This is a genomic window from Curtobacterium sp. Leaf261, assembly GCF_001422205.1.
Taxonomy (GTDB): domain Bacteria; phylum Actinomycetota; class Actinomycetes; order Actinomycetales; family Microbacteriaceae; genus Curtobacterium.
In genome coordinates, this window is sequence record NZ_LMMJ01000007.1 from 66,460 (window position 1) to 87,195 (window position 20,736).

Consider the following 20,736-nt stretch of genomic DNA (forward strand, 5'->3'; position numbering starts at 1 on the left):
TCCCTCAGTCATGCCCGAACGCGCCCCGCGCGCGGGCGCACCATCCCCGAAGGAGCACTCCATGAGCACCTCGAACCCCACCACCGACACCCCCACCACCGACACCGCCGACACGCCCACCGCCGACGCCCACACCCCCGCCACCCCGGGCCCGACCCCGGACGCCGCCGCGACCGTCGGCAGCAACCGCTGGTACCTCGCCACCGCCCCGATCCCCCGCGCCCTCGTGCACCTCTGCGTGCCGATGGCAGCGGCGCTCATCGTCAGCGCGCTCTACAACGTCATCAACGCGGGCGTCATCGGCTCCCTCCACGACGCGACCCTGCTCGCCGCCGTCACGCTCGGGTCCCCGATCCTCGGGCTGGTGATGGCCGTCGGTGGTGTCTTCGGCACCGGCGGCAGCGCGCTCATCTCGCGGTTGCTCGGCGCCTCGGAGCACGACCCCGCGAAGGCGGCCGACATCAAGCACGTCGCGTCGTTCTCGGTGTGGGGCGCCGGGATCGTCGGGGCCGCCCTCGGCGTGGTCGGACTGCTGCTCCTCCGGCCGCTCGTCACCGTGCTCGGCGCGCACGGTGCGACCGTCCCCGACACGAGCGCCTTCGTCGGGGTCATGCTCGCGTTCGTGCCCGTGCTCGCCGCGTCGTTCTGCCTGGAGCAGCTCGTCCGCGCCGAGGGTGCCGCCCGCCAGGTGATGATCGGACTCATCGGCTCGACGGTCGCGAACCTCGTGTTCGACGTGCTGTTCATCCTCGTGCTGCACTGGGGCGTGGCCGGCGCCGCGCTGTCCGTCGGCCTCGCGAACGCCCTGACGATCGTGTACTTCGTCACCTGGCTGACCCGGCACAGCGAGCACGTCAGCCTCGCCCCGAAGTGGTTCACGCTCTCCCCCGCCGTCATGAAGCCCGTCTTCGGCATCGGGGTCGGGGAGCTGCTGCAGGCCGGGTTCCTGATCGTCACGTCCCTCGTCCTCAACAACATGGCCGCCGGGTACGGCGACGGTCCGCTCGCCGCGATGGGCGTCGCCGTCCGCATCGCACAGGTGCCGGAGTTCCTCATCATGGGCGTGACGCTCGGCGTCCTGCCGCTCCTGGCGTACTCGTTCGGCAAGGGTGACGCGGCGCGACTGTCCGCGTCGCTCCGCGGGTCGGCGCTGACCGTGGGCGGGATCGCGCTGGTCTTCTCGACGATCGTCTTCGTGTTCCGCGACCAGGTGTTCTCCGCGTTCGTGTCAGACCGGTCGCTCCTGGCGCTCGGTGCGACGATCATCACGGCCCAGCTCGTCTCGATGGTGTGCAACGGGTTCACGGGACTCATCACGTCGATGTTCCAGGCGGCCGGCAGGGCGCTCCCGGCGACGATCATGTCGATGACCCAGGGCGTGGTGTTCATCCCGATCGTCATCCTCGCGAACCTCTGGTTCGGGCTCGACGGCCTCATCTGGGCGCTCACGGTCAGCGAGGGGCTCGTGCTCGTCGCGGGGATCGTGATGTGGCTCGCCGCTCGTGGCGGCATCGCGCGGGGGCTCGCCGAGGGCAGCCCGGAGCGCGCCGAGGAGGTCCTCGAGGGCGCGGAGGCCTGACACGGGCGAGCAGACCCGGACGCCGTGTCCGGGTCTGCAGGCGTCCCGAGTACCGTCACGCATCGACGCCCCATCCCCCGAGGAGAGGAACCCCATGGCCATCCCCGCCATCGACTACGCCCACGTCCGCATCACCGTCACCGACATCGCCCGCTCACGGAAGTTCTACGACGACGTCTTCGGCTTCGAGGTCCTCGCGGAGGCTCCGCCGGAGGACGCGGACCAGGCGACCAAGGACGCCATGTGGTGGGTCTTCGGCGGCGTGGTCTACCAGTTCCACGGCGGCGTGTTCGGCGTGCGGCCCGTCGCCCCGGCCGGCGACGAGTTCGACCCGGACCGCGTCGGTCTCGACCACGTGAGCTTCGCCGTCCCCTCGCGTGACGACCTCGACGCCGCGGCGACGCTGCTCGACGGCCTCGGCATCGCGCACGAGGGCGTCAAGGACATCGGCTCCGGTCTCATCCTCGAGTTCCGCGACCCCGACGGCATCGCGCTCGAGCTCTTCACACCCACCGCAGGCTGACCGGCGGCCGGTGCGATGCCGGCCACGGTGCGGACTGGAGGGACGGTGCCAGGCCGCCCCGTCCCTCCAGTCCGTCGTTCCGTCACCCTGGTGAGCCGGCCCTCCCATCGGTCGGTCTGGCAAGGTGGGGTCCGTGACCGACATCGCGTGGGACTCCGGGCAGTGGACGAACGAGCCGAAGGCAGTGCAGGTCGCCGACGAGGGCATGCACGTCACGGCGCGCGAGGGCAGCGACGCGTGGCGCACGACGTCCTACGGCTTCGTCCACGACACCGAGCACGCGCTGCTGAACGACCTCCCGCAGGGCACCGCGGTCGAGGTCTCGTTCCGTCTCGACTTCACGGCGCAGTTCGACCAGGCCGGTGTGTTCGTCCGGGTCGACGAGTCCACCTGGGTCAAGGCCGGGGTGGAGCTGAGCGACGGCGAGCAGAGCCTCGGCGCCGTGGTCACCCGCGGGGAGTCCGACTGGTCGCTGTCACCGGTCCCGGACTGGGCCGGCCGCGAGGTCACCGTCCGCGCCAGCCGCTCGGGTGACGCCCTGACGGTCCGGGCCCGCGTCGACGCCGAACCGTGGCGCCTCGTGCGGGTGGCTCCGCTGCCGGTCGATGCCGTCGTCGGAGCCGGACCCTTCTGCTGCGCGCCGTCCCGCGCGGACCTGACGGTGCACTTCACTGCGTGGCGGCAGACGACGGCGGACGCTTCTCTCCACCCGGACGACGGCGACGCCTGACCTCGCGGAGCCGCCGGACGGTCGGCCAGGCTCCGGGCCGCCCTGCCGTCATCGCCACCGGACGATCGCGTCGATGACCGGCTCGTGCCGCGCGGCCATCTCCTCGGACCACGCGTCGAGCAGGTGCAGGGTCGCCATCCGGAAGGCCATCGCGCGGACGACGAGCTGTCGCCACTCCGCGAGCCCGGTGCCGAGCGCCGCGAGGCCGTCCGCGGGATGCCCGTGCCAGCACACCGCGTCGACCGCCGCGATCGCCGCCCCGAACGCCGCCGGTCGCCAGTAGGGCGCCCAGTCGATGACCGCGGGAGGCTCCCCCGGCGCGAACAACACGTTGCCGAGCAGGTCGCCGTGGATCACCTGCGAGGGCGACGACACCGGCGCGAACTCCGCCGCCAGACGATCGAGCAAGCGGTCCCGCGGGAGGACGTCCTCCTCCCACGCCATCCGGTCCGCGCGGCTCCACGGATCGTCCGACGTGGCGATGAACTCGGGCCGCTCGAGTCCGGCAACGGCCGCGTGGAACGCCACACCCGCTGCGATGACGTCCTCGACCCGCGTCTCGTCGGCCGAGCCGGACAGCCGTTCCCAGGCCTCCCAGCCGCCGTGGACCCACCCTCCCTCGACGGTGGCGACGGGTCGCGCGGTCCGGAACCCGGGGTCGGGGCGGATGTCGGCGAGGGCCTGAGCCTTCCAGATCGACTCCTCGACGTCGCCGAGCGGGCGGAGGACCACATCGCCGACCCGCCAGGTGAGGCCCCGACCACCTGCGAGCCGTTCCGGCTCGACGCCACGGACTGGTCCGGCCGTACCAACCGCTCGGACCGCTCCGATGCCGAACGCAGCGAGGACCTCGTCAGCAGGCTTCGTCGCTCCGAGCATGACGCAAGGTTAGGGGCTCGCATGCGCTGGGCGCGCGACCACCTGACGGACTGGAGGCGCGGGACGGCGCCGCCCCGCGCCTCCAGTCCCATGGCGGTCCGGTCCGGCGGGCGTCCGGTCCGGTGCGGCGTCCGGGGATACCCTGGCAACCCTGGGCGCCCAGCCCGCTCGACACCGTTGGAGTCCCATGTTCGTCGGCATCGCGATGCTCGTCCTCGCAGCGGTGTTCGCGGCCCTGTACCTGCTCGCCCGACACCGGGACCGTCGGATGCTCCGCAACGGGGTGTTCCTCACTGCGGCGGTGCTCCTGGCGATGCTCGGAGTCCTCACCGTGCTCGCCGCCCTGCTCCCGGGGGTCGGCGTCGTGGTGTCCGGCCTGCTGCTCCTCGTGCCACTGGTGATCCTCGTGCTCGGCATCGCCCTGATCGGCAACGGCGTCACGATGCTCCGGCTGGAGGGTCGGAGCCTCGGGAACCTCCTCTCGCTCGTCCTCGGCGTGCTGGTGTTGGTCCTGCCGGCGCTCGCAGCGACGCTCATCCTGGTGAACACCTCCGAGCGCGCGGGGTTCCTGACCGCCCTCGGTTCCGCGGTCGCCGTGGTCATCGTGTTCGTGTCGACCTACTTCGCGTTCGCGTTCGTCGCGTTCGGCTTCTACTCGATCGTCTACGGGCGGATGCGACACCGGAAGGCCCCCGACGCCATCGTGGTGCTCGGCTCCGGGTTGGTCCGGGGCGAGGTCCCGCCGCTGCTCCGGAGTCGCCTGGACCGCGCGATGACGGTGTACCGCTCCGAGAAGGACGCCGGCCGATCCCCCGTCCTGATCCCGTCAGGCGGACAGGGAGACGACGAGCCCCGATCGGAGGGTGCGGCGATGGCGGAGTACCTGGTCTCCGTCGGCGCTGACCCGGCCGACGTGCTGCCCGAGACCGAGTCGCGGAACACCGCCGAGAACCTCCGGCTGTCGCTCGCGGTGCAGGCGGCCGCAGGTCGGGCCGGGAGCGTCACGGTCGTCACGAACAACTACCACGTCCTCCGCGCGGCGACACTGGCGCGCAAGGTCGGTGCCGACGCGCAGGTGATCGGGTCGCCGACGGCCCGGTACTACGTCCCGAGCGCGTTCATCCGCGAGTTCGCCGCGGTCGTCGTCGAACACCGCTGGTTCAACCTGCTGGCGTGCCTGCCGTTCGTCGTGCTCGCGGGGTTCCTGCTCTGGGAGACCTACCAGTACCGCTGACGTGTGCGCGGACGCCCGCCATCGCACCAGGTGGCACGCGCCCGCGGCGCATCCGACGAGCGTGATGCGTGCGGCTTGCCGAGAATGCACGCGACCAGCTGCCGGACTGGAGGGACGGGTCGGCCCCGCACCGTGCCTCCAGTCCGGATGCGGTCGCCTCGGCGACTCCGGTCGGCGGACCGGACTGTCGGTCTCCTGATCCGCCCCGATCGGCCGTCATACACCGAGAGTTACGAGGCTGTGACCTGGCATGCCCGATCCGCTCAGGGCTGCTGATGCGTCCGGTTCGGAACGAGCAGGATCCGCCGTTCCGGAGCTGTCGCGAGGCGACATCCGTCGCCCATCTCGCTACCGTCGGTGGCTGTGTCCGCGTGCCGGAACCCGCCGGCCGGACCATGCGAGGAGCGATCAATGGGGTCCGATCCCAGCAGTACCGAGCGTCGACGGCCAGCACGTCGACTCCGCGAGAGCGACATCACCGTCGTCGACAAGGGCATGATGCGCAGGGCCGTCGGCGGGATGGTGGTCGGCAACACGATGGAGTGGTACGACGTCGGCGTCTACGGCTACCTCGCCGTGACCATGGGTCGGGTGTTCCTGCCGACCGCTGAACCGTCGGTGCAGATCCTCTTCAGCCTCGGCGTCTTCGCCGCCACCTACATCGCACGACCGCTCGGCGGCATCGTGTTCGGTCGCCTCGGTGACCGCATCGGTCGGCAGCGCGTGCTGGCGACGACACTGATCATGATGGCGGCGTCGACGATGCTCATCGGCGCACTGCCGGACTACGCCCTCATCGGCGCGACGGCCCCGGTGCTGCTCGTCGTCCTCAAGCTGCTGCAGGGGTTCTCGACCGGCGGTGAGTACGCCGGTGCGACCACGTTCGTGACCGAGTACGCACCGGACCGCCGCCGCGGGTTCTTCGCGAGCATCCTCGACATGGGCAGCTACCTCGGCTTCGCACTGGGCGCCGCTGTCGTGACGGTCCTGCAGCTGACGCTCGGGCAGGACACGGTGACCGCGTGGGCATGGCGCCTGCCGTTCCTCCTCGCCGGACTGATCGGCGTCGTCGCGATCTGGTTCCGACTGCGCATCGAGGAGTCCCCCGCCTTCCAGGCCACCCAGGCAGCGCAGGAGGCCGCGACCGGGCGACGAGCCGACGCCGAGGGACGACCGACCTCCGTGTGGGCGATGGTCCGGCAGTACTGGCGCCCCATCGTGATCGCCGTGATGCTCGTCGCGGCGTCGAACACCGTCGGCTACGCACTGACGTCGTACATGCCGACGTACCTGACGGACGCGCTCGGGTACTCCGCGATCAACGGGACGCTGCTGACGATCCCCGTGCTGGTCCTCCTGGCGGTCCTGCTGCCCCTCACCGGTCGCCTCTCCGACCGCATCGGACGCCGCGTCGTCATGTGGATCGGCGCCGCGACGACGGTCGTGCTCGTCATCCCGGCATTCCTGCTCATCGGGCACGGCGCCCAGTGGTCGACACTCCTCGGCCTCGCGTTGCTCGCACTCATGACGGCGCTGTGGGTGTCGAACCAGGCGGCGTCGTTGCCCGCGCTGTTCCCGACCTCGACGCGGTACGGCGGCATGGGGTTCGCGTACAACTTAGCGATCGCGGTCTTCGGCGGCACGACACCGCTGATCGTGCAGGCGCTGCTGCAGGCCACGGGTGACGACCTCGCCCCGGCGTACTTCCTCATGGCCACGAGCGTGCTCGGAGCGGTGGGCGTGCTCTGGATGAAGGAGTCGTCGCGACGTCCGCTGCCCGGGTCGATGCCCGCGGTCGAGACCGCCGACGAGGCCCGCGAGCTCGTCCGGACACAGGACACCAACCCGCACCTGGACACCAGCGAACTGCCGTTCGTCGCGATGGAGACGCAGGCCGAGACCGCAGCCGCCGGAACCACGAGGGCGTGAGCGCCCGCGTGGTCGCGACGGTGATCGGCCGGCGGGCGCGACTCCGGCCGAGATGCGTGCTGTCGCCGCGGACGAGCGGCCCGCGCCCATCACACTCCGTCGATGTCACATGGCGAGGAGTTGCGCGTTCCGGGCTGCGATCTCCTCGTCGGTGTCCGGAGAGATCATCGGCAACCCGAACTCGACGGTCTCGGACTGGATCTTCTCCACCGTGGGGCGGAAGCTGCGCTCGTACTCCGCGAAGGCACCCACCATGTCGCCGCCGGCCGTGACGAACGCGTCGTACAGGGCCGTCGCGCCGAGGATCGCGACGGACCCACCCATGCCGGCAGCAGGTGAGGGGCAGTACGCGGCGTCACCGACGAGTGCGACCCGACCAGATCCCCACGCGGGCAGGCGGTTCTGGCTGAGCTTGTCGAAGTAGAAGTTGTCGGCGTCCAGGGCCTGGTCGAGGACGCCCGAGAACGGCTCGCCGGCGTCGGCGAACTTGTCGCGGATGATCTGCTTCTGCTGCTCGATGTCGTGGTGGTCGTAGGGGATCTCATCGTCGGAGTGGAACATGAACACCACGTCGGTGGTGGTCGCGTACGAGTTCAGCAGCAGCGTGCGGCCCGGCGCGTTCTGGATCCGGGACGTCCACGGTTGGATGAACATGTCGTCGACCACGGTGACGGACGTGTAGTGGTGCAGGAAGTGGCTGTGGTCCGATTCCGGACCGAACCAGAGGCGCCGCACGGTGGAGTGGTTGCCGTCGCAGCCGAGCACCATCGCGAAGTCCCGCTCCGGGCCGTTGCGGAACGACACCCGCACACCGTCCGCCGTCTCGGCGAGTGCGGTGATCGAATCCCCGAACACCACCTCGACGTGGTCCCGGATCTCGGCGTGGAGGATGTCGAGGAGGTCATCGCGGTGGACCTCGACGTCGTCGAAGCGGTGGATCTCGTACTCGTCGATGACGATGCTCCGGTCCGAGGCGTCCACCGTGTCGGGCTCGTCCGGATCGGCGGTGACGATGGGGGTGCCGTCGAGGTCGGCGATGAGGGTCGTCCGTGGTGGCAGCGCCTTCGCGCGGACGGCCGGGAGGATGTCCATCCGCTCGAAGATGTCCATCGCGTCCCGCCGGAGGTCGACCGGCGTTCCGCCCCGGCGGAGTCCCGGTGCCTGCTCCACGATGGTGACCTCGTACCCGAGGCGACGCATCCAGATCGCCGTCGTCATCCCCGCGAAACTCGCCCCCGAGATCAGGACCCGGCCGGGCTGCTCTGTGGTCTGCGTGTTCATGATGTGTTCCTCCCTGGCGAACCGCCAAGATGTTCTTGGAGTGACTCTACTTTTTCGAGCGTAGCACCGATTTTAGAGTGACACCATGATTGTGCGATGATGATGCGGTGACAGGAGACATGGGCCGTCGTGAGCGCAAGAAGCTCGAGATGCGCCAGCGGCTGACCGACGTCGCGGCGCAGCTCTTCATGGATCGTGGGTACGACGCGGTTGCGATGTCGGACGTCGCACGGGTCGCCGGCGTCGCGGACCAGACCGTCTACAACTACTTCCCGACCAAGCCGAACCTCGTCCTGGACCGCGCTGACGACATGCTCGAACGATCGCGCCGCGCCGTCCTCGAACGGGCACCGGACACGACCCCGGCCGAGGCCCTACGCACGCAGGTGCACGCCGACATCGACCACTTCGCCGCTCGCGACGCCGTCTTCGCGCGCGGCGAGTTCCCCGCGCAGTCCGTGGCCAGCGAATCGCTCCGCCGCTACGCGCTGGAGTTCCGCCACGACCAGGCCGGAGCGATCGCGTCGGCGATCGGTCAGACGGATCCGAGTGTGCCGCCCCTCGTTGCCCGCGCACATGCCAGCGCCCTGACGACCGTCATGCAGGCGGTGACCGATCGGATCGGGGCAGCGATCCTGTCCGGCGCGGACCTCGCGGTGGTCGCCCGAGGTCTCCACGTCGATGCAGACATCGCGCTCACGGATGCTGCGGAGGCGTTCCGATCCACGACCGCGCGGTTCGCCGGCTCAGCCTGACGTCGGAACTGGGCGAACCACCGGAAGTGCCCCTGGAGGGACTCGAACCCCCAACCCTTTCCTGAGGACGGAACTGGGCGAACCACCGGAAGTGCCCCTGGAGGGACTCGAACCCCCAACCCTTTCCTTAGGACGGAACTGCTCTTCCATTGAGCTACAGAGGCCGGCCCGACCACTCTACCGAACGGAACCGCCGTCCCGCCGTCACGCGGCGCCGGCCCCCTCCGCAGCGGGATCCACCACCGGGAAGACCAGGAGGGTGCTGGACGCGGTCGCCACGACCCTCCCGTCCGCATCGCGGAGCTCAGCCTCGGCGAACGCGACCCGCTTGCCGGGCTTCGTCACCCGCCCGACCGCGGACAGGGTGCCGGAAGCGGCCGTGACCGCGCGCAGGTAGCTCACCTTGATCTCGAGCGAGGTGTACCCGAGCCCCTTCGGCAGGGTCGACTGCACGGCGCAGCCGGCTGCGGAGTCGAGCACGGTGCATGCGAACCCGCCGTGCACGGCGCCGATCGGGTTGTAGTGCGACTCCCCCGGCTCGCAGGAGAACTCGACCTCGCCCTCCTCGGCGCGCACGAGGGTCATGTCCATCAGGGCGACGATGGGCGGCGACGGGACCGTCCCGTCGATCATCGCCCGCAGGAAGTCGAGGCCCGCCATCGACATCGCGCGAGTCGCCCCGATGGCCGGGTCCTCCCACTCGACGAGGCGGCTGCGGGCGGTGGTGGCGTCAGTGGTCATGTCCGCCATGCTGCCGCGGCCGCGGCGCTCGGCCTGGAGGGACTGTGCAGGTCCCACAAGCCGGGTCGCCGCCCCGGGCGGTGGCGTTGTGCACTCCCGCGGTGACGCCCGGTGCGGATGCCGGAGCCTCTCCGGGTCACTCCGGCGCGAGCAGCCCCTGCAGGAACGCGAAGTGTCCTCGGAGGGCCCTCGACCCGGCGTCGGTGAGCGACACCCACGTCCGCGCCTGTCCCCGCGCGCGTTGCACCCGTCGGAGCACGACGTACTCGGCCTCGGTCAGGGTCTTCAGGTGCTTGCTGAGGGTGGCGTCCGACACGTCGAGGCCGTCACGGAGCACGGCGAACTCGACCTCGCCGCCGCGGGAGAGCATCGCGCAGATCTGCAGGCGCTGGGGCGCGTGCACGACCGCGTCGAACACCGGCTCGACGCTCGTCACCGGTCGAGACCGCCGACGAGGTCCCGCTCCACGCGCCGTCGTGCGGCACGGTCGGCGAGCGGTGAGCAGACGGCCGTCACGGCAGCCGACACGAGCGCGACGACGGCGACCTGCCAGAGCGGCAGGTGGTGTTCGACGATGAGGAACGCCATCGCGACCACGACCACCGCGAGGACCACCACGGACCACGGCGCACCGAGGCGGAGGAAGGCCCACCGCTCCGGGTTCGCGCGGCTGAACCCGACGGAGCTGGTGCGCCAGCGGCCGATCACCGCGAGGCCCAGGACACCGGCGGGGACGAGCCAGGCGGCACCCTCCGGACGCCCGGCGATGCCGAAGACGGTGATGCCGATCAGGAGGGCACGGAGTCCGTGCACCCACCACGCCGACCGGACGCGGGAGGCCATGCGACCCTGCGCGTCCTGCATCACGCGGCGTGCGGCGACGGCGTCGGGGTACTGCTCGGACTGGTCGTTCGATAGGCTTTCCATGTCGGCAACACTAAGTGTTTCCGCTATGGAAAGTCAACTGCTGATCCCTGGGCCGGCTCTGTGCGTGCGCAGAGGGTGTTCCGTGCCGGGCTTGCTGGGTCATGGCCCGGGGTGACACCACCCTCGTCGCATCACACCACCCGCGACCCGTGGTGTCACGCGCCGATCGTGGTGTCACGCGTCGATCGTGGTGTCACGCACCACGGGGTCGGTGGCTCACAGCGTGGGCTGGAACCCCACCTCGAGGAGCAGGTTGGCGTGCGAGCGCTGGTCGCCCGTCGCGATGACGAGTCCGAGCTCGGGGCCGCGGACGGCGTCGTAGAAGGCGAACCGCTCGAGCGAGGTGAACTGCACGTCCGCACCGAGCGCGGATCGGTAGCCGTCGTGTGCTGCGACGTGCTCGTCGGCCTCCATCACGGTCGCGGACTCCACCGGCACGGCCTCCAGGAGCGTCTCGAGCACCTGGTCGACGTCGAGCAGGCCCGGGCGGTAGTTGAGGTACACGAGCTCCGCCGATGGGTTCATCGCCGTCCGGAACGGGTAGTTGCCGTCGGCGAGCAGGATCTTCGAACCGTGGCCGAGGCCGGCGAGCGCGCTGATCGTCGGCTGGTGCGTGAGGGTGTAGCGGAGCACGGGGCTCTCCTGTCGTTCGGCGAACGGGGTCGTGCGGGCGGTCAGGGCATGTGGGCGAGCGGGGCATGCGGGCAGTCAGGGCATGCGGGCAGTCAGGGCATGCGGGCGGTCAGGGCATGCGGGCGGTCGGGGCGTGCGGGCGGTCGGGGCGTGCGGCGGACGACCGAGCCACCGGCGACGAGTCGTGGGGCGACCGCGACGTCGACCGTGTCATGGCTCGCGTCGGGCGCACCGCCGGCCGCCAACCGCGCGCGGATCCGATCGGCCGCGAGCACCGCCAGCTCGTGGGTCGGCTGCGTGATCACGGTGAGCTTCGGCACCGTGACCCGGGCGAGCTCGAGCCCGTCGAACCCGAGCACCGAGAGGTCGCGGCCGAGCATCAGCCCCGACTCGTTCAGGGCGATCACCGCGCCGAGCGTCAGCTCGTAGTTGGCGCAGAACACCGCGGTCGGTCGGGGATCCGCGACGAGGATTCGCTGCATCGCCGCATGGCCGTGCTCCGCCGTGAGCGGCCCGGAGAGCACGAGTGGCTCGGGTGCGTCCACCCCCGGTCGATCGAGCACCGCGCGGAACCCGGCGGCGCGCTCCCGCATCGTCGAGACCGCCGGGTCGCCGCCGATCACCGCGAGGTGTTCGTGCCCGTGGTCGAGGAGGTGCCTGGCCGCCATGGCTCCAGCCGCCTGGTTGTCGAGGAACACGCCGTCGACGCGGAGCCCCGACGCCCGCCAGTCGATCTGCACGACGGGGATCTGCTCGGCGGCTCGCGACAGCGGCTCGACGTCGTGCTCGGACGGAACGGCGATGATGCCGTCGACCATCCGGCTGCGGAGCAGTTCGACGGCGCCGGCGGCCGCGTCCGGGCTCGATGCCACGATGACGCTCATGCCGTGCTCGCGCAGAGCGCTCTCGACGCCGGCGATGACGGTCAGGTGGAAGTCGTTGTCGAGTGCGGGCAGGAGCACCCCGATCGCGCCGGACCGCCGTGACCGGAGGTTCCGTGCGAACCCGTTCGGTCGGAACCCGAGGCGCCGGGCCGCGTCCTCGATCGCGATCCTGTTCGCCGCGAGCACCGTGCCGCCGTTGTAGTGCTTGGAGATCGTTGCGAGGGACAGCCCGGTCTCACGCTGGACGTCCTTGTACGTGGCCGCCGCCCGACCCGGGTCCACCGAGCGGCCGAGGTCCGTCACGCGACCGGGTTCCCGGACCCGCCGCCCGTGATGGTGCCGTCCTCGTCCCACAGGTCGCGCCAGCTGTGCGCACCACGCCAGAGGAACACCTGGCCCTTGATGAGCCGGGCATCGCGGTCGACGTCGCCCATCGCCGAGAGCTCCTCTGCCGTGAGCGGATCCGTGAGCGCCCCCTCGAGGTTCGCCCGGTACTGCTCCGGCTTCACCGAGAACGGGATCGGGACCTGCCCCCGCGCGACGGCCCACTTGAGGCAGACGATGGCGGGGTGGACGCCGTGGTCGCGAGCGATGCGCCGCACGGTCGGGTGCTCGACGTCCACGGGGTCGTCGTCCTCGCGGTCACGGTCCGGGCGTGACGGGGAGCCGAGCGGCGAGTACCCGACCGGCTGGATGTCCATCGCTCGGCAGAGGTCGAAGAGTTCCGTCTGCTGGAACGTCGGGTGCAGCTCCATCTCGTTGAGCGACGGCGGGACCCGCGCGTCGTCGAGGAGCAGCCGCAGCTTCGGGATGGTCGTGTTCGAGGTCCCGAGGTGGTCGACCAGCCCCGCGTCGACGAGGTCCTCGAGTGCCCGCCAGAGCGCCAGGTACGCGGCATGGTCGTACGGACGCGCCGCAGCGTCCCGGTCCTCGACGGAGGCGTGCGGCGGGTGGTGGTTCGGGAACGGCCAGTGCACGAACACGGCGTCGAGTCGGTCGACCCCGAGGTCCGCGATCGAGCGGTGCACGGAGGCCACCGCGTCGTCGGGGTCGTGCGCGTCGTTCCACACCTTGCTCATCACGAAGAGTTCGTCGCGGGGCAGACCGCTCGCGGCGATCGCGGCGCCGACGGCCGGCTCGTTGCCGTACACGGACGCGCAGTCGATGAGCCGGTACCCCGCGTCGATCCCGCCCTGCACGGCCTCCGCGACCTGCGCCGGCCCGTACCGGTCGGACCCGAAGGTGCCGAGGCCGATCGGTGGGATCACCCGTCCTGTGCGCAGTCGCCGACCGGCCGTCTCGCCGACCGCGGCCGTGTCCGTCGGAGCCATGGCGTCCCTCCAGTCCGGTTCGCGCGCCGGCGCGGACGCGACGGAACGTTTCGCCACCGTAGCGCACGTTCCGTCTCGCACAACATCCTTGACTCCGCAGCACAGCACTCGTACCGTCCTCGGTACAGCGGAACGTTTCGTTCCCGATTCGAACCCGGTCGAACCGCTCGTTCGAACCCGGCCGAACCGCTCGTTCGAACCCGGCGGAACCGCTCCCCCGACCCAAGGACGTGTCATGACCCCGCTCGACCTCACCGCCCTCCCGGACCCCGTCGACGTGTCGGACAACAGCCGTGCGCTCGCCGAGGTCGCCGCGGTCGTCACCGCCGGCCCGTTCGACGCCACCTGGGACTCGCTCCGCCGGTACACGCCGCCGCGCTGGTACGAGGACGCCAAGTTCGGCATCTTCCTGCACTGGGGCGTCTTCTCCGTGCCGGCGTTCCGGAACGAGTGGTACTCCCGCGACATGTACCGCGAGGGCACCCCCGAGTACGAGCACCACATCGCGACCTACGGCCCGCACCGGGAGTTCGGGTACAAGGACTTCATCCCGTCGTTCACCATGGAGCACTTCGACCCCGCGGCCTGGGCGAACCTCTTCCGCCGAGCGGGCGCGCAGTTCGTCGTGCCGGTCGCTGAACACCACGACGGCTTCGCCATGTACGACACCGACCGGTCTCGCTGGAGCGCCACGAAGATGGGGCCGGAACGCGACGTGTTCGGCGACCTGCTCGCCGCGGTCGACGACGCCTGGATGGTCCGGGGCGCCTCGTCGCACCGGGCCGAGCACTGGTTCTTCATGAACGGCGGCACGCGGTTCGACTCCGACGTCCTCGATCCGCGCACGATCGACTTCTACGGGCCGGCGCAGCGCGAGGAGACCGCGCCGAACGAACGCCACCTCGAGGACTGGCTGCTCCGCACCGTCGAGATCATCGACAAGTACCGGCCGCAGGTGCTGTGGTTCGACTGGTGGATCGAGCACCCCGCCTTCGCCGAGGCGCTCAAGACCCTCGCCGCGTACTACTACAACCGGGCGGCGGAGTGGGGCCGCGAGGTCGTCATCAACTACAAGTGGGAGGCGTTCCCGGACGGCGCAGCGGTCTACGACGTCGAGCGCGGTGCCCTCGCGGGGATCCGTCCGGTGGTCTGGCAGAACGACACGTCGGTCTCCAAGACCGCCTGGAGCTTCGTCGAGGGGCACGACTACAAGACGGTGGCCGAGATCATCGCCGAGCTCGTCGACGTGGTGTCCAAGAACGGTGTCCTGCTCCTGAACGTCGGCCCGAAGTCCGACGGCACGATCCCGGAGCCCGAGCAGCGCATCCTCGAGGGCGTCGGCGCGTGGCTGACCCGGAACGGCGAGGCGATCTACGGCTCGCAGCCCTGGACGATCCCGGCCGAGGGACCGACCGAGCAGCAGGTGGGATCGTTCATCGACGGTGCCGCTCCGGCCTGGACGTCGGCGGACATCCGCTTCACGTCACGGCACGACGTCACCGGCACCTACGTCTACGCGACGCTCCTCGCCACCCCGGACGACGGGGTCGCGAGGATCCGGGCGTTCGGGTCGGGCAGCGGTCTCCTGCCGCGGCCGATCCGGAGTGTCGAGGTGCTCGGCACGGGTCCGGTGAACTCGAACACCGGAGGCCTCAACGCGTTCGAGGACACACCGGCGGACGGCTCCGGTCCGGTCTCCTGGCGCCAGACCCCGGAGGCGCTCGAGGTCACGATCGACGGCGAGGTCGGCCCCGACTCGGGGCCCGTCGTGAAGATCTGGCTCGCGCCCGAGCGGCCGACCGAGCGGACCGACGCCCTGCACGGCTGAGCCCGCCATCCCGGCCGAGCCCGCGGTGCGGCCCCCCACCGGACGGGAGGCGCGGTGCCAGCCCGCACTGCGCCTCCCGTCCGCGGACTGCCGGACTGGAGGGACGGTGCAGGCCCGCACCGCTCGTCCCGACCCGCAGACCCCCCCCCCCGGGCCGTCGGGCCGCTAGTGTTCCTGGACGGGACGATCGCCGGCCATCACCACGTCGGCGCGTCCTCGAGGATCGGGGAACACGATGGCGGACACCACGGACGACGACACCGGGCGACGGTCCAACGCCTGGCGACGCTTCTGGGGACGCGGCGGATGGTGGCACGCCGTCCTGCTCGCCGTGGCCTACCTCGTGGTGTACCTCGGGATCAGCCAGCTCATCGGCCTGGTCGTCCGACCGTTCATCGACCTCGGCGACGTCTACGGCGATCCGACGAGCGTCCTGCTCGGCGTGATCCTCCCGATCCTCGTGATGGGATCCCTGCTCCTCGCGTTCGGCAGGAGCCTCGGGTGGTTCCCCCATCTGTTCCGCCGCCGCACCGACCGCGCACCTCGGTGGATGTGGGTCGCCGTCGTGATCACGGTGCTCCCGCCCGTCCTGAAGCTCGCCGGCACGGACTGGTCGCGGTTCACCCCGGCGCTCGTGCTCGCGATCCTGTTCTTCGGACTCTGCGTCGGTCTGGCCGAGGAGCTGCTGACGCGTGGGTTCGCCGTGGAGCTGCTCGAGCGGCACGGGTACAGCGAGCGGGCGGTGTTCGTGCTCTCGTCCCTGGTGTTCGGCCTCATCCACCTGCAGAACCTGCTCGGCGGCGGCAATCCACTCCTGGTGTTCGCCACCGTGGGGTACGCCATGGGGTTCGGCGCCATGATGTTCCTCGCCCTCCGGGTGAGCCGGTGGCTGATCGTGCCGATGCTCCTGCACGCGATCACCGACCCGACGACGCTCATGGCCGCGGGCGGCATCAATGACGTGGCGGCGGCGGGCGCGTCGTCTCCGCTCGTCACGATCGCGTCGCTGTTCAACTTCGTCTACATCGCGTTCGGCGTCGTCGCGATCTTCCTGCTCCCCGGCCGGGGAGCGACGACAGGTGCCGAGGCGTCCACAGACGACGGGCGGGGAGCCGAGCGCCGCTGACCCTCGCTACGCGGCCACGAGGTACTCGTCCCACGCCGACTCCGGCCGCTCGATCCCGCGGACGACCCACGCAGAGCCGTGCGGAGCCTTCGGGCGGAATCGGAGCGTCCAGCCCATCTCGCGCGGGGTGCGGTCGCCCTTGGCGTTGTTGCACGCCAGGCAGCACGCCACGAGGTTCTCCCAGGAGTCCTCGCCGCCGCGCGACCGGGGCTGCACGTGGTCGATCGTCGTCGCGTGCCGGTCGCAGTACGCACAGCGGTTGGCGTCGCGGCGGAGCACCCCGCGACGCGACACCGGGACGAGCCGCGACTGCGGGATGCGCACGTAGCGCGTGAGGATGATGACCGACGGACGGTCGAAGCTCACCGTCGAGCCGAACACCGGGTGTTCCGCATCGACCGTGACGATGGCGGCCTTCTGGTTCATGACCAGTACGAGGGCCCGTCGGAACGAGATGACCGCGAGGGGCTCGTAACCGGCGTTGAGGACGAGAGTGCGCATGGGTTCCCTTTCGACGTGCCTGGACGGCTTCCAGGCGGACGACGTGTCGCCGGTCCACGTGCTCCCGACGGGCGACCACCGGCCCCACAACGAAGAAGAGCACCACCCTGACGGGCAGTGCTCCACGATGCGGGTGCGCCTTGCGACGCGGCGTGCAGGTGCACGCTGGTGGTGGTCGATCGTATGTCGACATGCGCGCGCCGACCCATGGTGCGGGTCGTGCGACAGGCTGACATCTGATCTCCCGTTCGGGCCGAGTGGACCGGTACGGAGAGGTTAACCCACAAACCGGCCGGACACGAGATGTGTCAGGCCGGTTCACGGAGAGTTCGCCGAGGAGCGCCAGGGCTCCGGTCGGGGTTACTTGATGCCGAAACGGACGATGTGGTAGTCGCTCGTCCAGATCGGGCGGATGCTGACGGCACCGCCGGGCTTCGGGGCGTCCATGATCATGCCGTTGCCCATGTAGAAGCCGTCGTGCGCCTCGTTGTTGAAGATGACGACGTCACCGGGCTGCGCGTCGGCCGTGGCGATCCGGGTGCCGGCGGCGTCCTGCAGCGGCACCGAGTGCGCCAGCGAGATGCCGAACTGGGCGTAGACGTACATGACGAAACCGGAGCAGTCGAAGCCGGCCGGGGTCGCACCGCCGAAGACGTACGGGGTGCCGATGTATTGCTGGCCGACGGCGGCGACCTGGTCGAGGCTGAAGCTCGGGTACTTGGGGCTCGCGACGTAGTCCGCGGCGGTCGGTCCGGTGTACGAGGCGTAGGACTTGGCCGTCTGCGCACGAGCGGCCTGCACCGCGGCGGTCTGCACGGCCGCGGTCTGCACGGCTGCCGCGACGGGCTTCGGTGCCGGGGCGGTCGCGGTGTAGGCGTCGCGGGAGGTGTCGGCGAGGGACGCGACGCTCGACACGGACACCGACTGCGACTCGGTGGAGCGGAGGTTCGAGACGTCCGCCGCTGCCTGCGAGGAACCGTCCGCCTGGTCGACGGACTGCTGCGCGGCGATCGCGGGGAGGACCTGGGTGCTGAGGAGACCGGCGGTCAGGGTCATCACGACGACGGGCAGGAACCGGCGCTTCTTCGACGCGGTGCTCCGGCGAGCGACGCTCGGCGCGGAGCTCGTGGCGACGGCCGCTGCTCGGGGCGCGCCGACGCGGGCGACCCTGGCGCGGGTGACCGTGCGGACGGGCTGCGCGGGTGCTGCCTGCTGGCGCTCGGGCACCGCCGCCTGCTCGCGCGGCTGCACCGCCGCCTGCGGGACCTCGGGCGTCACCGCGGCCCGCTCGAGCGCCCGGGCGTCCTCGCGGGTACGGGCCTCGCGGAGGGAACGTCGGGTGGGGAGGGCTTCGGGAGCCTGGTCGCCGTTCGTGGCGTCCGTGCTGGAACCGGTCTGCGTCAAGAGTGTGGTCTCCGGCGCCTCGATCGCACTCGGGTGGCATGCTGCGCCGTTCGGGTACGACCCCATCCGTTCGTCATCGTTTCCGATCAGGCAGGAGACGGGTTCGAGACGTCCTGCCACGGTTCCCGCCAGCTCGCTTCCAGGCTGGTGGGACTCGTCGAGTGTACGTACTGGCCGTGGTGGTGTCGAGCCGAAACCGGCCTTTTGTAACAGAATGGTAAAGAACACCTGATCAGGTCGGTGTTTCGACATCTCGTGGCGAGTCGCCGTCATGACCACCACATCTGGGGGCAGTGCGTACCCCGACCACCCCGAGACGGGGTACAGCAGGGGGGACTCAGGCGCCGATCGCCGGTCAGGCGTCGATGTACACGTGCTGGGCGACCTCGACGGGCAGCTCGAGCCCCTCGTCCTCGCCGTCGACCCGGACGGAGACGTAGGCCCCGGCGCGCTGGACGTGCGCGGCCCGCCCGGGCATCACGCCGGCCGCACGCAACTGGTGCAGGAGCTCCGGCTCGAACTGCACCGGTTCGCCGAGCCGACGGATGACACCACTCGCGATCGCGTCGGTGCCCTCGGTCGCGACGACGATGTTCCGCACGCCGTCGAGGAACCGGCCGGCCGGAGAGTCCCCGAGCTCGTCGAGCCCGGGGATCGGGTTGCCGTAGGGCGACTCGCGCGGGTGGCCGAGCATCTCGATGATCCGACGCTCGACCTGTTCGCTCATCACATGCTCCCACCGGCACGCCTCGTCGTGGACGAACGCCCAGTCGAGGCCGATGACGTCGGCGAGCAGTCGCTCCGCCAGACGGTGCTTGCGCATCACGTGGGTGGCACGCTGCCGGCCTTCGTGCGTGAGCTCGAGGTGCCGGTCGCCGGAGACGACGACGAGCCCGTCGCGCTCCATCCGGGCGATGGTCTGCGAGACCGTCGGCCCCGAGTGTCCGAGGCGCTCCGAGATCCGAGCGCGGAGGGGGACGATCGCCTCTTCCTCGAGATCGAGGATCGTGCGGAGGTACATCTCGGTGGTGTCGACGAGATCGGTCATCGGTTCGCCTCCCGGTCTGGCGGACGCCCCGGTCGGTGGGCAGCCCCGACCAGCCTACCGGCCCCGGGGCGCGGTTCCGGCCCCGGGGCGCGGTTCCGAACCCGCGCGCGGGTGCGCGGCGGCGCAGTGGACGGGTGGACCACCGGACGGGAGGCACGGGTCGGTCCCGCACCGTGCCTCCCGTCCGCGCACCGCAGGTCGGGCATCGCCCGCGCACCGCAGGTCGGGCATCGCCCGCGCACAGCGGGTGGGATACCAATCGGTAGGATCGCTCCATGGCAGACATCGTCATCCCCGCCGAGTTCCTCCCCACCGACGGCCGCTTCGGATGCGGTCCGTCCAAGATCCGTGGCGCGCAGCTGGAGTCCCTCGTGACCCGCGGCGCATCGATCCTCGGCACGAGTCACCGTCAGGCGCCCGTCAAGGACCTCGTCGGCTCCGTGCGCGCCGGCCTCGCGTCGCTGTTCGACGTGCCCGACGGGTACGAGGTCGTCCTCGGCAACGGCGGGTCGACGGCGTTCTGGGACGCCGCCGCGTTCGGGCTCATCGAGCGCCGGGCGGAGAACCTGTCGTTCGGGGAGTTCGGGTCGAAGTTCGCGAAGGCCGCGGCCGCCCCGTGGCTCGAGGCACCGCACGTGGTCACCGCTCCGGGCGGATCGCGTGCCGAGCTCGAGATCGTCGAGGGCGTCGACGTGTACGCGTACCCGCACAACGAGACCTCGACCGGCGTGATGGCCCCGGTGGTCCGAGCCGAGGGCGACGACGGCGCGCTGACCGTCGTGGACGCCACGAGTGCCGCGGGTGGCGCGCTCTTCGACGCCGGTGCCGCCGACGTCTACTACTTCGCGCCGCAGAAGAACTTCGCCTCCGACGGCGGGATCTGGCTCGCGCTGTTCTCCCCGGCCGCCCTCGAGCGCGTGGAGCGGATCGCCGCGAGCGACCGGTACATCCCGGAGTTCCTGTCCCTGAAGAACGCCGTCGACAACTCGCGGCTCGACCAGACGTTGAACACCCCGGCGATCTCGACGCTGCTGCTCCTCGACGACCAGATCGAGTGGATCAACAGCTCGGGGGGCCTGGCGTGGGCGGACGCTCGCACCCGGGAGTCCTCGTCGGCGATCTACGACTGGGCGACCGCGTCCGACTACGCGACGCCGTTCGTGGTCGACCCCGAGCACCGGTCGCAGGTCGTGACGACGATCGACTTCGACGATCGCATCGATGCGGCGCAGGTCGCGAAGGTCCTCCGGGCGAACGGCATCGTCGACACCGAGCCGTACCGGAAGCTCGGCCGGAACCAGCTCCGCGTCGCGACGTTCACGGCGATCGAGCCCGACGACGTCCGGAAGCTCATCGGCGCGATCGACCACACGGTGAGCGCCCTGGGCTGACGCCCCCGCCCC

Annotated in this window: 20 protein-coding genes and 1 tRNA gene; 9 read left to right on the plus strand and 12 right to left on the minus strand. The window is 70.8% G+C overall.

Features of this window, described 5'->3' with window-relative positions:
* Positions 1-61 precede the first annotated feature (61 nt).
* The 3 genes from ASF23_RS05615 to ASF23_RS05625 all read left to right on the plus strand — a co-directional run bounded on the left by ASF23_RS05615 (position 62) and on the right by ASF23_RS05625 (position 2,832).
* The gene (locus ASF23_RS05615; RefSeq protein WP_082473866.1) at positions 62-1,579 is read left to right on the plus strand and encodes an MATE family efflux transporter; all 1,518 of its coding nucleotides are present in this window, start codon (positions 62-64) and stop codon (positions 1,577-1,579) included.
* Between the two features lie 94 nt (positions 1,580-1,673).
* Positions 1,674-2,102: a VOC family protein gene (locus ASF23_RS05620; RefSeq protein WP_055950397.1), complete on the plus strand. Its 429-nt coding sequence runs from the start codon at positions 1,674-1,676 to the stop codon at positions 2,100-2,102.
* Positions 2,103-2,235: 133 nt separating this feature from the next.
* Positions 2,236-2,832 carry a DUF1349 domain-containing protein gene (locus ASF23_RS05625; RefSeq protein ID WP_156364273.1) on the plus strand — a complete coding sequence of 199 codons (597 nt, stop codon included), beginning with the start codon at positions 2,236-2,238 and terminating at the stop codon, positions 2,830-2,832.
* 48 nt (positions 2,833-2,880) lie between these two features.
* Here the strand turns inward: ASF23_RS05625 and ASF23_RS05630 are convergent, their stop codons facing one another.
* Positions 2,881-3,711: a phosphotransferase gene (locus ASF23_RS05630; RefSeq protein WP_082473867.1), complete on the minus strand. Its 831-nt coding sequence runs from the start codon at positions 3,709-3,711 to the stop codon at positions 2,881-2,883.
* 187 nt (positions 3,712-3,898) lie between these two features.
* Between ASF23_RS05630 and ASF23_RS05635 the strand changes: the two genes are divergently transcribed.
* Both ASF23_RS05635 and ASF23_RS05640 read left to right on the plus strand, forming a co-directional pair.
* Positions 3,899-4,945 (plus strand): YdcF family protein, encoded by a 1,047-nt coding sequence (locus ASF23_RS05635; RefSeq protein ID WP_055950407.1) that lies wholly within the window; start codon positions 3,899-3,901, stop codon positions 4,943-4,945.
* Between the two features lie 411 nt (positions 4,946-5,356).
* Positions 5,357-6,874 (plus strand): MFS transporter, encoded by a 1,518-nt coding sequence (locus ASF23_RS05640; RefSeq protein WP_055950410.1) that lies wholly within the window; start codon positions 5,357-5,359, stop codon positions 6,872-6,874.
* Between the two features lie 105 nt (positions 6,875-6,979).
* Here ASF23_RS05640 and ASF23_RS05645 read toward each other — a convergent pair whose 3' ends face one another.
* The gene (locus ASF23_RS05645; RefSeq protein WP_055950413.1) at positions 6,980-8,155 is read right to left on the minus strand and encodes an FAD-dependent monooxygenase; all 1,176 of its coding nucleotides are present in this window, start codon (positions 8,153-8,155) and stop codon (positions 6,980-6,982) included.
* 107 nt (positions 8,156-8,262) lie between these two features.
* Between ASF23_RS05645 and ASF23_RS05650 the strand changes: the two genes are divergently transcribed.
* A complete protein-coding gene (locus tag ASF23_RS05650; RefSeq protein ID WP_156364275.1) occupies positions 8,263-8,910 on the plus strand; it encodes a TetR/AcrR family transcriptional regulator in 648 nt (215 codons plus the stop codon).
* Positions 8,911-9,002: 92 nt separating this feature from the next.
* Here ASF23_RS05650 and ASF23_RS05655 read toward each other — a convergent pair.
* The 7 genes from ASF23_RS05655 to ASF23_RS05685 form a co-directional block, all read right to left on the minus strand.
* Positions 9,003-9,074, minus strand: a tRNA-Arg gene (locus tag ASF23_RS05655).
* 40 nt (positions 9,075-9,114) lie between these two features.
* Positions 9,115-9,651, minus strand: coding sequence for a PaaI family thioesterase (locus tag ASF23_RS05660; protein ID WP_082473932.1), 537 nt, complete (start codon positions 9,649-9,651; stop codon positions 9,115-9,117).
* Positions 9,652-9,787: 136 nt separating this feature from the next.
* Positions 9,788-10,087 carry a transcriptional regulator gene (locus ASF23_RS05665; RefSeq protein ID WP_082473868.1) on the minus strand — a complete coding sequence of 100 codons (300 nt, stop codon included), beginning with the start codon at positions 10,085-10,087 and terminating at the stop codon, positions 9,788-9,790.
* Positions 10,084-10,578 carry a hypothetical protein gene (locus ASF23_RS05670; protein ID WP_055950423.1) on the minus strand — a complete coding sequence of 165 codons (495 nt, stop codon included), beginning with the start codon at positions 10,576-10,578 and terminating at the stop codon, positions 10,084-10,086. The genes ASF23_RS05665 and ASF23_RS05670 overlap by 4 nt, the downstream gene beginning before the upstream one ends.
* Positions 10,579-10,794: 216 nt before the next feature.
* Entirely contained in the window at positions 10,795-11,211 is a 417-nt protein-coding gene (locus ASF23_RS05675; RefSeq protein WP_055950426.1) for an RbsD/FucU domain-containing protein, read from the minus strand.
* A 92-nt stretch (positions 11,212-11,303) separates the two neighbouring features.
* On the minus strand, positions 11,304-12,398 hold the full coding sequence (locus ASF23_RS05680; protein ID WP_055950430.1) for a LacI family DNA-binding transcriptional regulator: 1,095 nt from the start codon (positions 12,396-12,398) through the stop codon (positions 11,304-11,306).
* The gene (locus tag ASF23_RS05685) at positions 12,395-13,426 is read right to left on the minus strand and encodes an aldo/keto reductase (protein ID WP_055951502.1); all 1,032 of its coding nucleotides are present in this window, start codon (positions 13,424-13,426) and stop codon (positions 12,395-12,397) included. The genes ASF23_RS05680 and ASF23_RS05685 overlap by 4 nt, the downstream gene beginning before the upstream one ends.
* 235 nt (positions 13,427-13,661) lie before the next feature.
* Between ASF23_RS05685 and ASF23_RS05690 the strand changes: the two genes are divergently transcribed.
* Both ASF23_RS05690 and ASF23_RS05695 read left to right on the plus strand, forming a co-directional pair.
* Positions 13,662-15,254 (plus strand): alpha-L-fucosidase, encoded by a 1,593-nt coding sequence (locus ASF23_RS05690; RefSeq protein ID WP_055950433.1) that lies wholly within the window; start codon positions 13,662-13,664, stop codon positions 15,252-15,254.
* A gap of 235 nt (positions 15,255-15,489) precedes the next feature.
* Complete coding sequence (locus ASF23_RS05695) at positions 15,490-16,380, plus strand: CPBP family intramembrane glutamic endopeptidase (RefSeq protein WP_055950436.1); 891 nt, start codon at positions 15,490-15,492, stop codon at positions 16,378-16,380.
* 6 nt (positions 16,381-16,386) lie between these two features.
* On the opposite strand, the gene ASF23_RS05700 is transcribed toward ASF23_RS05695, so the two are convergent.
* The 3 genes from ASF23_RS05700 to ASF23_RS05710 form a co-directional block, all read right to left on the minus strand.
* A complete protein-coding gene (locus tag ASF23_RS05700) occupies positions 16,387-16,881 on the minus strand; it encodes an HNH endonuclease (protein ID WP_055950439.1) in 495 nt (164 codons plus the stop codon).
* A 360-nt stretch (positions 16,882-17,241) separates the two neighbouring features.
* A complete protein-coding gene (locus tag ASF23_RS05705; RefSeq protein WP_055950442.1) occupies positions 17,242-18,351 on the minus strand; it encodes a C40 family peptidase in 1,110 nt (369 codons plus the stop codon).
* Between the two features lie 289 nt (positions 18,352-18,640).
* Positions 18,641-19,333: a metal-dependent transcriptional regulator gene (locus tag ASF23_RS05710; RefSeq protein WP_055950445.1), complete on the minus strand. Its 693-nt coding sequence runs from the start codon at positions 19,331-19,333 to the stop codon at positions 18,641-18,643.
* A 275-nt stretch (positions 19,334-19,608) separates the two neighbouring features.
* Here ASF23_RS05710 and serC point away from each other — a divergent pair, with 275 nt between their 5' ends.
* The gene (gene serC / locus ASF23_RS05715; protein ID WP_055950447.1) at positions 19,609-20,724 is read left to right on the plus strand and encodes a phosphoserine transaminase; all 1,116 of its coding nucleotides are present in this window, start codon (positions 19,609-19,611) and stop codon (positions 20,722-20,724) included.
* The last annotated feature ends 12 nt before the right edge of the window (positions 20,725-20,736 follow it).

Bases quoted from the DNA above. Each gene is read 5' to 3' on its own strand.
- ASF23_RS05695 (WP_055950436.1), top strand. From the start codon at position 15,490: ATGGCGGACACCACGGACGACGACACCGGGCGACGGTCCAACGCCTGG.
- ASF23_RS05685 (WP_055951502.1), bottom strand. From the start codon at position 13,426: ATGGCTCCGACGGACACGGCCGCGGTCGGCGAGACGGCCGGTCGGCGA.
- ASF23_RS05710 (WP_055950445.1), bottom strand. From the start codon at position 19,333: ATGACCGATCTCGTCGACACCACCGAGATGTACCTCCGCACGATCCTC.
- ASF23_RS05635 (WP_055950407.1), top strand. From the start codon at position 3,899: ATGTTCGTCGGCATCGCGATGCTCGTCCTCGCAGCGGTGTTCGCGGCC.
- ASF23_RS05670 (WP_055950423.1), bottom strand. From the start codon at position 10,578: ATGGAAAGCCTATCGAACGACCAGTCCGAGCAGTACCCCGACGCCGTC.
- ASF23_RS05705 (WP_055950442.1), bottom strand. From the start codon at position 18,351: ATGGGGTCGTACCCGAACGGCGCAGCATGCCACCCGAGTGCGATCGAG.
- ASF23_RS05640 (WP_055950410.1), top strand. From the start codon at position 5,357: ATGGGGTCCGATCCCAGCAGTACCGAGCGTCGACGGCCAGCACGTCGA.
- serC (WP_055950447.1), top strand. From the start codon at position 19,609: ATGGCAGACATCGTCATCCCCGCCGAGTTCCTCCCCACCGACGGCCGC.
- ASF23_RS05645 (WP_055950413.1), bottom strand. From the start codon at position 8,155: ATGAACACGCAGACCACAGAGCAGCCCGGCCGGGTCCTGATCTCGGGG.
- ASF23_RS05660 (WP_082473932.1), bottom strand. From the start codon at position 9,651: ATGACCACTGACGCCACCACCGCCCGCAGCCGCCTCGTCGAGTGGGAG.
- ASF23_RS05690 (WP_055950433.1), top strand. From the start codon at position 13,662: ATGACCCCGCTCGACCTCACCGCCCTCCCGGACCCCGTCGACGTGTCG.
- ASF23_RS05620 (WP_055950397.1), top strand. From the start codon at position 1,674: ATGGCCATCCCCGCCATCGACTACGCCCACGTCCGCATCACCGTCACC.
- ASF23_RS05615 (WP_082473866.1), top strand. From the start codon at position 62: ATGAGCACCTCGAACCCCACCACCGACACCCCCACCACCGACACCGCC.
- ASF23_RS05700 (WP_055950439.1), bottom strand. From the start codon at position 16,881: ATGCGCACTCTCGTCCTCAACGCCGGTTACGAGCCCCTCGCGGTCATC.
- ASF23_RS05630 (WP_082473867.1), bottom strand. From the start codon at position 3,711: ATGCTCGGAGCGACGAAGCCTGCTGACGAGGTCCTCGCTGCGTTCGGC.